Here is a 13,722-nt window from a genome sequence, read left to right as displayed (position 1 = left end):
CGTTCAAGCAAGCTTACTTAGACTTGTTCTTCGCCTTCTTACGCTTCTTAGCAGGTGCGAACACCAAAGCACCCGCAATAGCAGCAAGGAAAAGATCCTTAGACAATCCGGTTCCATCCTGGGAAGGGCGGATTCCGTCGTCTTGAGTCATCGCTGGGTTACGGAAGTAAATGGCCAACAAACCTGCAGAGAAAGCACCAAGACCCAAACCTGCAAGACGGCTAGGGATAAATGGAGCAAGCAAAGCTCCACCGATACCCAACTCCGAGTAGGCAACAAACTTACCGAAAGTATCTGAATCCATATCAGCCACCGCTGGGATACCCGTTGCAGCTAGACCCTGAATGCCAGCAGCGGCCTCATTAGGCAATCCAAGTTTTCCGTAGCCGGACTGCAGAATATAAGCGCCAGACACACCACGCAGGATTGCGTTGGAAATGCTCATTAAAGTTCCTCCAAAAGAGATTGTTGATTCGGCACCAACTTTACCCACGAGGGTAGAAATGAAGCATTCAGGATGACAAAACCCAACCTCACACCAACAACCTATCCTGGAGCCCATGAAAATCTTTGTTGGTTTTGGCGATTATCCACTCACCACCAAGGCCCTTCAGGAGGCAGGCGCAGAAATAGTCGACTCCCTCGAAAAAGCCGAGGGGTTTGTCTTCACTCAAACACCAGGCACAGAATTTCCCCTACTTCCCGACGGAGTGAGGTGGGTGCAATTTCCCAATGCAGGGCTCAACGCATATTTCACAGCTGGGCAGATTGATGACAAACGCCGGTGGTCAAATGCATCAGGGGTGTATGGCCAACAGGTAGCCGAAGCAGCAATGGCTCTTTTGCTGGGACTGATTCATATGCACCCCACCATGGTGCGCGCCGATAGTTGGGCACCAAGCACTCAAATAGATCAGCAGACCAGATGGCTTGATGGTGCAACAGTTGCCATTGTGGGAGCTGGTGGAATCGGTAAACATCTAGCAGCCATGTTGAAACCTTTTGGCGCAAAGTCTTTAGCAGTAAGCAGGACCGGTACACCCACCCAAGATTTTGATGCAACGGAACCTATATCCAACCTGCACCAAGTACTTGCCGACGCCGACCATGTGGTGTTGTGCGTACCGCTTACCGCAGACACCTATCATCTGATCGGAAAAGCAGAGCTTAAAGCAATGCAGTCTACTGCAATTTTGATCAACGTGGCTCGCGGAGAAGTAGTAGATACAGAAGCATTAGTTGACGCCTTAGATGCCCAAGAAATATCCGGGGCAGGCTTAGATGTCACCGATCCTGAACCATTGCCGGACGATCATCCACTGTGGGGGCGCAGCAATGTGATCATTACCCCGCACGTAGCCAACACGTTGACCTCGATGGATCGCATGCTTGCCCCAGTGGTGGCAGAAAACTACCGACGGTTTCTCGCTGGAGAAAAGATGCTGACCGAGGTGGACATCCACAAAGGTTACTAGAGCAGTGGCTTTGAATATAGATGTTCTGGTCGCCCGGACTGTCCGTACCGAAGGCGAACCTGGATCACACCTTGGCTAGCCATCGCTGCCAGCCTGCGCTGTGCTGTGGCACGTGAAACTCCGGCAGCTTCGGAAGCTTCTGTTGCGGAGAGTTCTTGGCCTTCCAGGGCGTCGAGAAGTAATTGCTCTGTGGCGGATCTAGAGACGGTGACCGGCGCTTGGGTGCCGTTGAGGATTGCGGTTGCCTGGTCAATTTTGTCTTGGGAAAGTCCTTGGGTGCCGGATAAGACATGGCGGTAGCGGACGTAACGGTCAAGGCGTTCCACGAGACGTTTTTGGGGAAATGGTTTGAGCAGATATCCGAGTGCCCCGGCACGCATGGCGCGTCGAACTGTTTTGATGTCATCGGCTGCGCTGAGCACAAACGCATCAATATTGGAGGTGCCCACGAGGTCAATGCCATCGCCGTCGGGGAGGTAGACATCAACAAGTAGGAGATCCGGGGAAAATGTGGCGATCAGGGTTTTTGCCTCTGCGAGGGTACGCGCGGTACCGACCACCGAAAAACCAGGCGACGCATCAACGATGGAGGCGTGAATGCCGGCGACGCGGAAATCATCATCAATTACTAAAACTTTAAGTGTTTGATCCATTACTCCATTACTCCCGGTAGTTTCACTCCAAATACAGCGCCATCTTCGGTTCCTCTATCAATCACCCAGACATCGCCACCATGTGATCTAGCCAAAGCCCGGCACAGTTTTAGACCAATGCCATGCCCGTGGGTGCGTTCATTATCTTCAGAGTCTCCTATCTGGGTGGCTGTGGCAAATACATCCACGCCCTCTGGGATTCCAGGACCAGAATCTGCAACAGAAATGACCAGCGTATCGGCATCATCCATCAACGTAAGCTCAATCCACCGTGGGGCTTCACCTGACACCGCAGCGTCGATGGCATTGTTGATTAAATTACCCAAAATGGTTGCTACATCTTCTGGATCTTTAACAGTGCCAAGGATGAGCGTGTCAGAGTTGATGCGCAGACTAACGCCCTTTTCAGATGCCGAAATAGAAGCAGTACTTAAAAATGAGCTCAAAAATGCTTCATTGAGGTGCGCTGATCCGATTAATGGATGTGACTGTCCCCCGTTGCGGGATATATCGCCTAGAAACTCTGCCGCGTCGTGGACGCGGCCGGCGTCGATAAGCCCTGTTGCGGTGTGGATGCGGTTGGCAAACTCGTGGCGCTGGGCGCGGAGTGCGTGGGTCATGGTGCGCACAGAGTCGAGGCGTTCACTGAGTTCAATGATGTCGGTACGATCGCGGATGGTTACCACGTAGCCTAAATCTTGATCCCCACGGCGCACGGGGTGGAAATCCAGATAGAGGATCCTGCCGTTATGGGCAACGGTTTCCGGATGCTGACCATGCAATACAACGCCATCAAGACCCAGGTCAAGCCCTAGTTCTTTCAACGTCCTGCCACTCATAGGACCTGCACCAATCATGGATTGCGCCTGCTCATTATGCACCCCAATTGTTCCGTTTGGGCTCAGCGCCAGCACGCCCTCATCAATGCCATCGATGACTGCAGTCTGATTTTGCACAAGGGTCACTAGCTCCTCCGGCTGCAAACCCAAGGTCACGCGTTCCCAACGGCGTCGCATGCCCATGGCTACACCCACGCCGATAAGGATTCCCAACACAGAAATAAGAGCAAGGGCGGCGAGGAACATGGGCAGGCGGGAATACACACTGTCTCGCTCAAACCCAACACTGACCTCACCGACTGGAACATTAGAATCCGGCGCAAAGATAGGCACTTTTGCTCGCGCGGACGCACCGAGGGTCCCGGTCTCCCACGCCATGGTTTCTTCACCCCGCATGGCAGCCTCAAAGCTAGTGCTCACCTGCTCACCCAAACGTTCCTCATCTGGGTGGGACAGGCGGATACCTAAACCGTCGGTGATAACGACGAACAAAGCTCCAGTGCGTTCATTGGCCGCCTGCGCAATCGCTTGGATATCTCCATCGGCTAATTCTTCGGCCGATGGGTTTACTCCTGTTTGAGTATCAAGCGCTACTTCCTCGCGGATCTGCGGGTTGGATGCCACCGAACGTCCGATGGACAGCGCTGTGTGCTCGGCCTCAGTTTTCATCTGATCCATCATCAAAACTGCGAAAATTCCGGTGCAAATAGCTACCACCAACGCGACGGTAGCCACTTGAATCACCAGTATTCGGGTAGCAAAGCGAATGATGTCCACCTCCTTGAAGTTTTTCATTCGTATCCATCAACAGACATACCTACCCCCGGGGGTGATTATCAGCAGAGCGTGAAGCGAAGTCCCAGGCCAACAATTCTGAGCATAATGCACAAAAGTCTTCTTTTGCGCACTACCCCAGGCAATGCACCAAACACTTAAGTTCGTGACACGCGCCACCTTATACTCCCACAAGCAACACAGAACACTCGGGATCTCAAAGTTTCGAGAAACACAGAAAGGGCAGCAATGAGCAGCTCAACACTTCTCCTGGCTTCAGGACAAGTCACGGCATTAGCCGCTGACTACACGCTCAGCCACACCCCATCCGACGGCATCCTCGTGGTCCTCGGCTTCGCCATGATCCTCACCTTCATGACCCTGATCATGCTGGGTCGACTCACCCCAATGGTGGCCATGCTGTTGGTCCCCACCATCTTCGGCCTCATCGCCGGCGCAGGCCTCGGTCTTGGTGACATGGCACTTGACGCCATCAAGGACATGGCCCCCACCGCGGCACTCCTGATGTTCGCGATTATGTTCTTCGGAATCATGATCGACGTCGGACTTTTCGACCCCCTGATCCGCGTGATCACCCGCGTTCTTCACGATGACCCCGCAAAGGTCGTCATCGGCACCGCAGTACTTGCAGGTGTTGTCTCCCTCGACGGCGACGGCTCCACCACCTTCATCATCACCACCTCTGCGATGCTGCCCATCTACCTGCGCCTTGGCATGAGCCCTGTGGTTCTCACCTGCACCGCTGGTCTGATCAACGGCACCATGAACATCCTCCCTTGGGGTGGCCCAACCGTCCGCGCAGCCGCAGCACTTGGCCTCGAGCCAGCAGATGTTTTCGTACCAATGGTTCCTTCCCTCATCGCCGGCGTTGTTATCTGTCTGCTGTTCGCATGGTTCCTCGGTCTCTCCGAGCGCAAGCGCCTGGGCAAGATTGACTCCTCCCGCTTCGGTGGGCCAGGACTCGACGCCCCAGAAACAGGAACGGGCTCAGGCTCCAGCTCCAACAAGAAGGGCTTCCCAGGCCTCGGTGGACTGGGCAAGGCAAAGGACGCTCCAAAGCCAGGACCTACTGGTGGCGTACTTGTTGAGGACCGCGAAGTTGAAACTGAGCAGCACATCAACCTCGACGACTCCACCCTCACCGAGAACATGACCGACACTCTGCTCGATCCACACCGCGCAACACTTCGACCGAAGCTGTTCTGGTTCAACGCAGCCCTAACCCTGGTCGTCATGGTTCTCCTGGTTGCCGATATCTTCCCACTGGCCTTCGTCTTCATGGCTGGCGCCGGACTGGCACTTGCAGTGAACTTCCCTAAGGTCAAGGACCAAGCAACCGAAATGCTGGCGCACTCTTCCAGCATCGTCGGCGTTGTCTCCATGGTTCTCGCCGCAGGCGTCCTAGTCGGCGTCCTCAGCGGCACCGGCATGGTCGACGCGATGGCTACCTGGATCACCACCGTCATTCCGAACGCAATGGGTCCTCACCTGGCAGTTATCACTGGCCTGCTGTCCATCCCAATGACGTTCTTCATGTCCAACGACGCCTTTTACTTCGGCATCCTGCCAGTTCTTGCAGAAAGTGCTTCCCACTTCGGCATCGAGCCTGTGGAAATGGCCCGCGCATCCATCACTGGCCAGCCTGTTCATATGCAGAGCCCGCTGGTCCCAGCGATCCTCCTGCTGGTTTCCCTCGCCAACGTCAACCTTGGCGACCACCACAAGAAGGTTCTGTGGCGCGCCTGCATCGTGTCCATCGCGATGCTCGCCGTTGCGACCATCATCGGCGTTGTGCCACTCAGCGCATAAAATAGCTTTTCGACGAACCCCTCCGCCCCCGTGTTGTTCTGTGCACGAGGGAAGAGGGGTTTTGTTATACCCTGACCAACATGAATAACCGAGAGTATGGATTAGGTTTTATCAGTTTCCTGGCCGGCCTCTTCTTTGCCATCGCCTGGATCCTCATCGTTATGCTCATCGCGCAACAAAACTTCTTCTCTACGGCGCAAGTTATCGGAGCCTGCATCAATTTTGCTCTAGTTGCAGTTGCACTCACTTGCTGGGGTTATCTCCAGAAGCTTCCCGCAAAAAGGATCATCAGCAGAATTTCACTGGGGCTCAGCTTGGCCATCGGCACAGTATTTACTGCTGTGTCAGCACCTTTTGATGAAACCGGTCTGTGGGGAGTTGGGTTGATCTTCATCGTCATAGGTTCTTTGGCCGGATCCGCCCTGATTACTGCACTCACATTGGCGATCCTCCGCATACCGCTGCCTCGAAAATGATCACGGGGGTGTGATGCAAATATTCGTTCCATCTAGCAAACTTGAAGTAGGAAATGATCGAAAATTTACACCCCACCATCAGCAGAGTGCAAATTTTCGTTCAGGAATTGGCCCGCCTCTTCGTGTGGGACGAAATTTTGAACAGCACTCTTTCAGGATCCTCAACTGCCCCAATTGCCCCAAAAGTGATCCCGCCCAGAAGCGCTTCTCCGGGCCAAACCCAACCAAGAACAAGTAAGGCCCTCACCACAAAGGATGAGGGCCTTAAATTAGCGTTTAAAGCGAGGGTGCATCCAGAACTTGAGTAACCAGCTCTGCAATGCGGGAACGCTCTGAGCGCTGCAACGTGATGTGTCCGAAAAGCTCGTGGTTTTTGAGGGCTTCAATGACAGAAACAATTCCGTCATAACGGCCAACGCGCAGGTTATCGCGCTGAGCCACATCATGGGTGAGCACCACCCGAGAATTCTGGCCGATACGAGAGAGCATGGTTAATAAAACATTGCGCTCTAAGGATTGGGCTTCGTCGACGATGACGAAAGCGTCGTGAAGCGAACGACCGCGGATGTGGGTTAGTGGGAGAACTTCGATGAGGCCGCGGGAGAGGGCTTCATCGATGATGTTTTGGCTGACCATGGAGCTTAGGGTGTCAAAAACCGCTTGCGCCCAAGGCCCCATTTTCTCTTCTTGGTCGCCAGGCAGGTAGCCAAGTTCCTGTCCGCCAACGGCAAAGAGTGGGCGGAACACGATAATCTTACGCTGAATGCGACGCTCCATCACAGCTTCCAGGCCGGCACACAGTGCGAGTGCGCTTTTACCTGTACCCGCGGGGCCGCCGATGGATACGATGCCGACGGCGTCGTCGTTAAGCAAATCAATGGCAACCCGCTGCTCAGCGCTACGCCCGCTGATACCGAATACCTGCTGGTCGCCGGGGACAAGCTCGATGATCTTGTCGGAATTCATACGACCAAGCGCCGAACCGCTGTTGGATTTGAGGGTGAAGCCGTGGTTGACGGGCAGCTTTTCGAGCTCCTCAATGCGCACCTCGCCGGTGTCGTAGAGCTCGCTGAGCTGGTCATCGGTGATATTGGCGTGGGTCATGCCGGTGTAACCACGGTCGCGCGCCAGGGCAGCGCGGTATTCCTGTGCGGCGATTCCGCTTGCCGACGCCTTAATCCGCATCGGCAGGTCCTTCGACACCAGAACCACATTGTGGTCCTCTTCCTGCAGATTCTTGGCTACTGCAAGGATGCGGGTGTCATTGTCACCAAGGCGGAATCCCACGGGCAAGGACTCCGTGTTTTGGTGATTCAGCTCAACATGGATGTGTCCGCCTTCATCGCCAATTGGCAGTGGCTTGGACAAATCCCCATGGATCTCGCGCAATTCATCCAGCATTCGAAGCGCCTGGCGAGCAAAAAAGCCAAGGTCCGGGTGATGACGCTTGGCTTCTAATTCCGTAATTACAACAATTGGCAGAACTACATCGTGCTCCGCGAACCGTGTCAACGACAACGGATCAGACAGCAACACTGACGTGTCCAAAACATAAGTAACAGAGACTTCCTGCGCACCTCCTTCCATTTCCCAGTGCTCCGTATCTGTTTGGAGCGAAGAATTTCCAAGGAAATCTGGATAGGTGGTTGTCACAAGTCCTCCTCTAAGTGGGCTTGTCGCCCACGGTAGTAGCCACCGCACGCGAATACTTGGGACTCGTCAAGTTTTCATGAGCCGGTTACCCGTCGTTCAATTTCATCGAGTTTTAACCAGGACGGTTCATATGCTTCACACTTTCCGCGTCAAGCGCTATAGTGAGTTTTGTTCTCAGGGCGGGGCGAAATTCCCCACCGGCGGTAAGACGAATCATCAGATATGACTAGTTGAGCCCGCGAGCGCCACCAACTAGCAATGGTTTGTGGGTCAGCAGATCCGGTTAAATTCCGGAGCCGACGGTCATAGTCCGGATGCAAGAGAACCGTGGTTTCGCTGATTTTTTAGCGAACCCGGAATTAAGGCCCCGAGGATTACATGCTTTTAAATCCTTTGAAAAGGGGACAAGATCATGAATCCTATAACCGAATTATTAGACGCAACATTATGGATCGGCGGAGTTCCGATTCTGTGGCGCGAAATCATCGGCAACGTTTTCGGATTATTTAGCGCGTGGGCAGGAATGCGACGCATCGTGTGGGCATGGCCCATCGGCATCATAGGCAACGCGCTGCTGTTCACAGTATTTATGGGCGGCCTTTTCCACACTCCACAAAACCTCGATCTCTACGGACAAGCCGGCCGACAAGTGATGTTCATCCTGGTCAGTTGCTACGGCTGGTACCAATGGTCTGCAGCAAAACGCCGAGCACACTCCCCCAAGGATGCAGTTGCGGTAATCCCCCGCTGGGCAAACACTAAAGAACGCATTGGTCTAGTGATTGCCGCCGTCGTGGGCACCATCAGCTGCGCATGGATCTTCCAAGCACTAGGTTCCTGGGGACCATGGGCAGATGCCTGGATCTTCATCGGCTCCATCCTTGCCACCTACGGCATGGCCCGCGGCTGGACTGAATTCTGGCTGATCTGGATTGCCGTTGATTTAGTCGGAGTGCCACTGCTCTTTACCGCCGGGTACTACCCATCCGCGGTGCTCTACCTTGTGTACGGAGCCTTTGTAAGTTGGGGATTTGTTGTGTGGATGCGCATACAAAAGAAAGAAAATACTGCTTCCCTGAATCTGCAACAACCAGTGTTGGTTGATTAAAGCGTCTGAGCATTCTCAAACTAGACAGGCGTGACAAAATCTTAGGTTTTCCTAGATCTTTGTCACGCCTGTCTAGTTTCTATTCTCTGCCTACCAAAGCCACAGAAAGCGCTTATTTCAGCTCGCCTGTCCAGCTGGCATATGTAATAGGTATGGCTCGGAATTCACGTTTAGAAATCACAGACCAGACTCGGACGGCCAGGACAGCAGAGGCCACGGCGAGAAAGATCGGGAGATAGCCTTGGGCTTCCATATCGGTGAATTCCACTGCGGCGATCAATCCGAATAGTGGTGCAGCCATTGTTGTGGAGAGGAATGCGGCAGCACCGAGCAGTGCGAAAGCCGCAATTGGAACGTTGGTGATGGGTTCTAAAAATGTGCCCACTACCCCACCGACCATCGCACCTAGAGCGAAGGATGGGATCAAGTTTCCACCAACCATGCCTACTCGGAAAGCCAGTAGCAGCATGGCGGTGCGTAAGGCGAGTATCAGCAAAATGGTGCTCAGCAGCAAACCTTCGCCCAGCATGGTGTCTGCTAGCCAACGAGGATTGGCCAAGGTGACGGGGAAGAAATAAATCACTGTCGCAATCGTGAGGAAGCCTAGAGGCATCTGCCAGAGAATTTTGCTTCCTTTTGGTGATGCTTGTGCCATTTTGTTGGCAATTATGGAAAACCAGTGTCCGCAGATGCCAGCAACCACGCCTGTCACCATGGCGGATAGCAGCATCCATGGGCTTTCAGTGAGAGGGACAGTAGTGAAGACATCGGGGGTTTGTACAAAGAAACCTGTGGTGGCTACGGCTGCTGTTGTGGTGATGATAGCAATGACAACTGTCCGAGTTGATGCTTCTACCAGCAGAATTTCTAAGGCAAACAGCACGCCTGCCAGTGGCAGATGGAAACTGGCGCCTAAACCAGCACCGGCAGCAGATGCTACCAAGATACGTTTTGCATCTATATCTAATTGCAACCATCTACTAAACCGCTCGCCCACCAAGGCGCCAGCGATACGTGGCGCATTTTCCGCACCAACGGGTGCACCGGCTGCGACTGTCGTGACCTGTAGAAATGCGGAAGCAATGGTTTCTAAAATGGGCATTTTCGTCCCGCGCATGGCGCCGACAATGGATACTTCTTTTTGGCCAGTGCGGTGCACAATGAACCAGGCCCATGATGCGAAAATACTGAGCACCACCACTGTTATTGATAAACGCAGTGGAGAGACATTGGCATTGGGATTTTGGTTGTGCAGATGATCCGCGCCGTATACCAGCCGCTCCACACCAATTGCTGACCAGTTCAGCGCAGCAACAAAAAGTCCTGTTCCGATGCCAATTATGGCAGCGATAACGGCTAGCCGGTTGAGGGGAATTTTTGTTAATGGAACTCGTTCTGACACGCGCAACACTATATCTACTAAATGCGACACCAGCGGAGTTTTATATTCTGCATCTTCTTTTTTACGTCATCGCAGCTTAAATAAAACTATGATGGTGAGCAGATTTAGGTTTGCTGATTCTCCCTAATGAAAGAGGTCCGGACGCCCATGCCTACCTATACTTGTTGGTCGCAAAGAATTCGCATTTCTAGGGAAGCTAAACAGCGCATCGCAGAAGCCATCACCGATGCTCATCATGAAATTGCGCAGGCTCCTAAATATTTAGTGCAGGTGATCTTTAATGAGGTCGAGCCTGATTCTTATTTCATTGGTGCGCAGCCTTCTTCCGAGAATCATATGTGGATCCAGGCAACTATTCGTTCGGGTCGCACTGCAGAGCAAAAAGAGGAGTTGCTGCTGCGTCTGACTGGGGAAGTAGCGTTGATTCTTGACATCCCTAATGAAGAGGTGTGGGTCTATATTACGGAGATCCCGGGCGCGAATATGACGGAATATGGGCGTTTATTGTTGGAGCCTGGGCAGGAAGATGCGTGGTTTAATTCCTTGCCTGAGGGGTTGCGGGAAAGGTTAAGTGAACTCGAGGATTCTTAAAATCTGCCTCAAGTAGGCCATTTTCCACTTCATCGACAATACTGGCTTAATAGAAAATGCTGTCCGGAGCTGTTGAAGGAGTTGAACATGCCAAAGAATTACGACACCAACGGGGCGATCCGCAGACGGGATATGCTCAGACGTAGGTATCTTCCGGATTCGGCCACCACTCCTCAAGAGATTTCACCGCTGACCAGGTATGTCACCAATGGCATTCCTGCTCGCCCACCGTTGGGCTCCACTGTTGTAGATGGGCTAAATTTTGCTGAAGGCGCGTCTAATCGCATGGTGATGTCGCTGTATCCGGCGCCGTCTAAGCCAGCAATTGAAGAGCTCGCGCAGGCATGGGATCTGCACCCCACGATTGTGGAGGATTTGCTTGTGGGACAGCAGCGCCCGAAGTTAGATCGCTATGAGGATGTCACATTCATTGCGATTCGGGCTGCGCGCTATATCGATTCCCGTGAAGAAGTTGATTTCGCCGAGTTTCATATTTTGATGAAACCCCAGGCTATTGTCATTTTATGTCAAGATAATCAATGGATTGACGGCACCAGCGCCGCCAGCTTCGACGAACCAGAACTGGTTGATCCGCGCATAAAAACCTTGCTTGCCGACGCCTCCCTCCTGTCCGCAGGTCCCCGCGCCGTGGCATACCGGCTTATCGACGCCATCGTTGACGGTTTCGCCCCTGTCCTTCGAGGCATCGCCATCGACCAGGAACAGATTGAACGTCAGGTATTTTCCGGTGACGCTGCCGTTGCTGAACGTATTTATAACCTGTCGCAGGAAATCATCGATATGCAGCACACCACCAGTTCAGTCACGGAAGTGGTGCAACGCCTCAACAAAGACTTCATCCGAAGTGGCATGTCCGAAGAACTCCGCGCCTACCTCGACGACGTCGCCGACCACCTCACCCGCGACAACACCCGCGTCTCCGAATACCGCGAATCCCTATCCCAAATTTTGAACGTCAACGCCACCCTTGTAGCCCAACGCCAAAACGAAGACATGAAGAAAATCTCCGGATGGGCCGCCATCATCTTCGCCCCAACCCTCGTGTCCTCCATCTACGGCATGAACTTCGACATCATGCCAGAACTTCACTGGGCGTTTGGCTACCCGTTGGCTCTCTTAGCGATGCTCGGATTCACTCTCCTTTTGTACTGGATCTTCAAACGCAGTAAGTGGATGTGAGACAAAAACCGAAAAACCAACAGGCCTCGGAAATTCCAGGGCTTGTTGGTTTTCTAGTTTGATCACTCTTGCAAAGCGGCCAACGCTTCTGTGCGGGCAGTGATCCATTCCCGCATTGACGCCACTTCCGTAGCGATCTCATCTGCAGTCACCGCATCAGTTTCTGGAATTGACGCTGCAATCTCATCCAACAACTCGATGGCAGTTCCGGAACCATACATTTCTTCATACAGCTCCCAATACACCTGCTCATAGATTTCCGTGAATGCATCGGAAGCGAGGAAACGTTCCTTGAGCTGGTTTCCTCCCATCGATCCGCCGCCTTCCCGGTCACCCATATCAGGCATCTCACCCATGTCTGGCATTTCGCCCATCGCAGGCATATCCTCGGTCGTAGTGCCCTCGGTCGCAGTGCCTTCAGTCGCAGTGCCCTCGGTCGCAGTACCTTCAGTTTCAGTGTCGGTCGTTCCACCAGGACGCATTCCGCCACCGCCACCTCCGCCCATGGAGATTTCATCATCTGGGCCAGCATCAGTTGAGCCGGACATTGCGAGGTTCAAATCCCAAGAGATCACGCTGATCAGGCCGGTGTCGTAGTCGTACCACAGGTAGTAATTACTACCGGGACCAGCCATGTCGTCGGAATTTACCAACAGGTTTTGAGTGGCAACGTAGCGAGCAAAGCTTTCCACATCGACGTAGTCAGAGAGGTGTTCAGCAAACTCCTCATCGCTTGCGGTGTCGAGCCATTTCAGCAGGTTGATGATCGGTTGGATGTCTCCGTTGCCGTCACCGTTGATCTGCTTGAACTGTCCGTCGTATTCAGTTTGGTCTTCGCCTTGGTAGGTGAAGGAACTGTTGGAATCTGCTTTGAAGAGGACTCCGTTGCCGAGCGCGTCGGCATAATTTTCATCGGGGTGCTCCAAAAGGAGTCGAGTGGTGGAGGGCTCGTCGTTAAGCGAAAACGTTGTGAAGCTGGATTGCTGCGAGACCTGGCCGGTTTCTGCGGTCAGGGCCAGCGCCATTGCTTCGTTGACCACGGTGGTGCCGGGGCGTAGTGCCAGTTGAGTCATGCCTTGGTAGACGTGGCCGTCTTCGTATTTGTCGAAGCTGATCAGAAGTGGCCAGGTGCTGACATCGTCGGCATCGACCGAAGTCATGCCACCCATGCCGCCACCACCCATGCCACCGCCGGGGCCGCGAGTCTCTTCAGTTTCCGCAGTTTCACCGGTCTCTGAAGCGTCAGTAGTCTCTTGCTGCGCCGCGAACTGTTCCTCAAACTGGGCGATTTCCTCTTCGCTGAGATCTGTAAACTCTTCGACGCCTTCTGGTGCCTGAGGTCCGCCTTCTTCAGATGTTCGACCCAACCCGGACAGCGTGGAGTTGCCCTTGAGGCGGATGCCGACGTTTTCAATGGTCACGCCATCAATCGTGATGGTTGCCTTCACCCAGGTTTTGGAACCGTCTTCTTGATAGTCCGCGAGCATCTCATCGAGGCTTTCCTGCGAAACCTGCAGGCTGATTTCATGGGAAACGGAGGTATCAAAAATATCGACATTGCCTGCACCGACATCGATCGTGGCAGTCGATGATGCTGACGTTTGGATTTCACCAGAGGAAATATAAGGTACAACCTGCACTCCACCCAGCACGCCGCCGACAGCGATGATAGCTGCCGAAGTTCCTAGGAAGAGGCGTCTGTTCATCCTCCATCGAGCAGA

At 53.5% G+C, this 13,722-nt stretch carries 12 protein-coding genes and 1 riboswitch; of the genes, 6 read left to right on the top strand and 6 right to left on the bottom strand.

The window, feature by feature from the left end; translation table 11 throughout:
- Nucleotides 1-13: 13 nt before the first annotated feature.
- Nucleotides 14-445, bottom strand: a complete 432-nt coding sequence (locus ccrud_RS00360; protein WP_003855420.1) for a hypothetical protein — start codon at nt 443-445, stop codon at nt 14-16.
- Nucleotides 446-560: 115 nt separating this feature from the next.
- Here ccrud_RS00360 and ccrud_RS00355 point away from each other — a divergent pair, with 115 nt between their 5' ends.
- On the top strand, nt 561-1,475 hold the full coding sequence (locus ccrud_RS00355; RefSeq protein WP_066563288.1) for a D-isomer specific 2-hydroxyacid dehydrogenase family protein: 915 nt from the start codon (nt 561-563) through the stop codon (nt 1,473-1,475).
- Here the strand turns inward: ccrud_RS00355 and ccrud_RS00350 are convergent.
- Nucleotides 1,472-2,128, bottom strand: a complete 657-nt coding sequence (locus tag ccrud_RS00350; protein WP_003855418.1) for a response regulator — start codon at nt 2,126-2,128, stop codon at nt 1,472-1,474. The two genes, ccrud_RS00355 and ccrud_RS00350, sit on opposite strands and share 4 nt — an antisense overlap.
- Nucleotides 2,128-3,762, bottom strand: a complete 1,635-nt coding sequence (locus ccrud_RS00345) for a sensor histidine kinase (protein WP_066563287.1) — start codon at nt 3,760-3,762, stop codon at nt 2,128-2,130. Before ccrud_RS00345 ends, ccrud_RS00350 begins: the two co-directional genes overlap by 1 nt.
- A 228-nt stretch (nt 3,763-3,990) precedes the next feature.
- Between ccrud_RS00345 and ccrud_RS00340 the strand changes: the two genes are divergently transcribed.
- Together ccrud_RS00340 and ccrud_RS00335 are read left to right on the top strand one after the other, a co-directional pair.
- Nucleotides 3,991-5,571 (top strand): CitMHS family transporter, encoded by a 1,581-nt coding sequence (locus ccrud_RS00340; protein WP_066563286.1) that lies wholly within the window; start codon nt 3,991-3,993, stop codon nt 5,569-5,571.
- Nucleotides 5,572-5,651: 80 nt separating this feature from the next.
- Nucleotides 5,652-6,047: a transporter gene (locus tag ccrud_RS00335; RefSeq protein ID WP_066563282.1), complete on the top strand. Its 396-nt coding sequence runs from the start codon at nt 5,652-5,654 to the stop codon at nt 6,045-6,047.
- Nucleotides 6,048-6,323: 276 nt separating this feature from the next.
- Here the strand turns inward: ccrud_RS00335 and phoH2 are convergent, their stop codons facing one another.
- Nucleotides 6,324-7,700 (bottom strand): RNA 5'-3' helicase PhoH2, encoded by a 1,377-nt coding sequence (gene phoH2, locus ccrud_RS00330; protein WP_066563281.1) that lies wholly within the window; start codon nt 7,698-7,700, stop codon nt 6,324-6,326.
- Nucleotides 7,701-7,866: 166 nt separating this feature from the next.
- Nucleotides 7,867-8,030, top strand: a riboswitch (FMN riboswitch).
- Between the two features lie 82 nt (nt 8,031-8,112).
- On the opposite strand from phoH2, the gene pnuC reads away from it, so the two are divergent.
- The gene (pnuC, locus tag ccrud_RS00325) at nt 8,113-8,808 is read left to right on the top strand and encodes a nicotinamide riboside transporter PnuC (RefSeq protein ID WP_066563278.1); all 696 of its coding nucleotides are present in this window, start codon (nt 8,113-8,115) and stop codon (nt 8,806-8,808) included.
- A gap of 112 nt (nt 8,809-8,920) precedes the next feature.
- On the opposite strand, the gene ccrud_RS00320 is transcribed toward pnuC, so the two are convergent.
- Nucleotides 8,921-10,219 (bottom strand): chloride channel protein, encoded by a 1,299-nt coding sequence (locus tag ccrud_RS00320; protein WP_066563275.1) that lies wholly within the window; start codon nt 10,217-10,219, stop codon nt 8,921-8,923.
- Nucleotides 10,220-10,357: 138 nt separating this feature from the next.
- Here ccrud_RS00320 and ccrud_RS00315 point away from each other — a divergent pair, with 138 nt between their 5' ends.
- Nucleotides 10,358-10,801 carry a tautomerase family protein gene (locus tag ccrud_RS00315; protein ID WP_066563271.1) on the top strand — a complete coding sequence of 148 codons (444 nt, stop codon included), beginning with the start codon at nt 10,358-10,360 and terminating at the stop codon, nt 10,799-10,801.
- An 87-nt stretch (nt 10,802-10,888) separates the two neighbouring features.
- Nucleotides 10,889-12,001, top strand: coding sequence for a magnesium and cobalt transport protein CorA (locus ccrud_RS00310; RefSeq protein ID WP_066563259.1), 1,113 nt, complete (start codon nt 10,889-10,891; stop codon nt 11,999-12,001).
- A gap of 62 nt (nt 12,002-12,063) precedes the next feature.
- On the opposite strand, the gene ccrud_RS00305 is transcribed toward ccrud_RS00310, so the two are convergent.
- The gene (locus ccrud_RS00305) at nt 12,064-13,707 is read right to left on the bottom strand and encodes a CotH kinase family protein (RefSeq protein ID WP_066563258.1); all 1,644 of its coding nucleotides are present in this window, start codon (nt 13,705-13,707) and stop codon (nt 12,064-12,066) included.
- Nucleotides 13,708-13,722 lie beyond the last annotated feature (15 nt).

This window comes from Corynebacterium crudilactis, from assembly GCF_001643015.1.
In the GTDB taxonomy this organism is placed as follows: domain Bacteria; phylum Actinomycetota; class Actinomycetes; order Mycobacteriales; family Mycobacteriaceae; genus Corynebacterium; species Corynebacterium crudilactis.
This window is presented reverse-complemented; position numbering and strand designations above follow the sequence as displayed.

Coding starts and splice junctions, on each gene's coding strand:
- ccrud_RS00305 (WP_066563258.1), bottom strand. CDS start 13,707: ATGAACAGACGCCTCTTCCTAGGAACTTCGGCAGCTATCATCGCTGTC.
- ccrud_RS00345 (WP_066563287.1), bottom strand. CDS start 3,762: ATGAAAAACTTCAAGGAGGTGGACATCATTCGCTTTGCTACCCGAATA.
- ccrud_RS00355 (WP_066563288.1), top strand. CDS start 561: ATGAAAATCTTTGTTGGTTTTGGCGATTATCCACTCACCACCAAGGCC.
- ccrud_RS00350 (WP_003855418.1), bottom strand. CDS start 2,128: ATGGATCAAACACTTAAAGTTTTAGTAATTGATGATGATTTCCGCGTC.
- ccrud_RS00310 (WP_066563259.1), top strand. CDS start 10,889: ATGCCAAAGAATTACGACACCAACGGGGCGATCCGCAGACGGGATATG.
- ccrud_RS00315 (WP_066563271.1), top strand. CDS start 10,358: ATGCCTACCTATACTTGTTGGTCGCAAAGAATTCGCATTTCTAGGGAA.
- pnuC (WP_066563278.1), top strand. CDS start 8,113: ATGAATCCTATAACCGAATTATTAGACGCAACATTATGGATCGGCGGA.
- ccrud_RS00340 (WP_066563286.1), top strand. CDS start 3,991: ATGAGCAGCTCAACACTTCTCCTGGCTTCAGGACAAGTCACGGCATTA.
- ccrud_RS00360 (WP_003855420.1), bottom strand. CDS start 445: ATGAGCATTTCCAACGCAATCCTGCGTGGTGTGTCTGGCGCTTATATT.
- ccrud_RS00335 (WP_066563282.1), top strand. CDS start 5,652: ATGAATAACCGAGAGTATGGATTAGGTTTTATCAGTTTCCTGGCCGGC.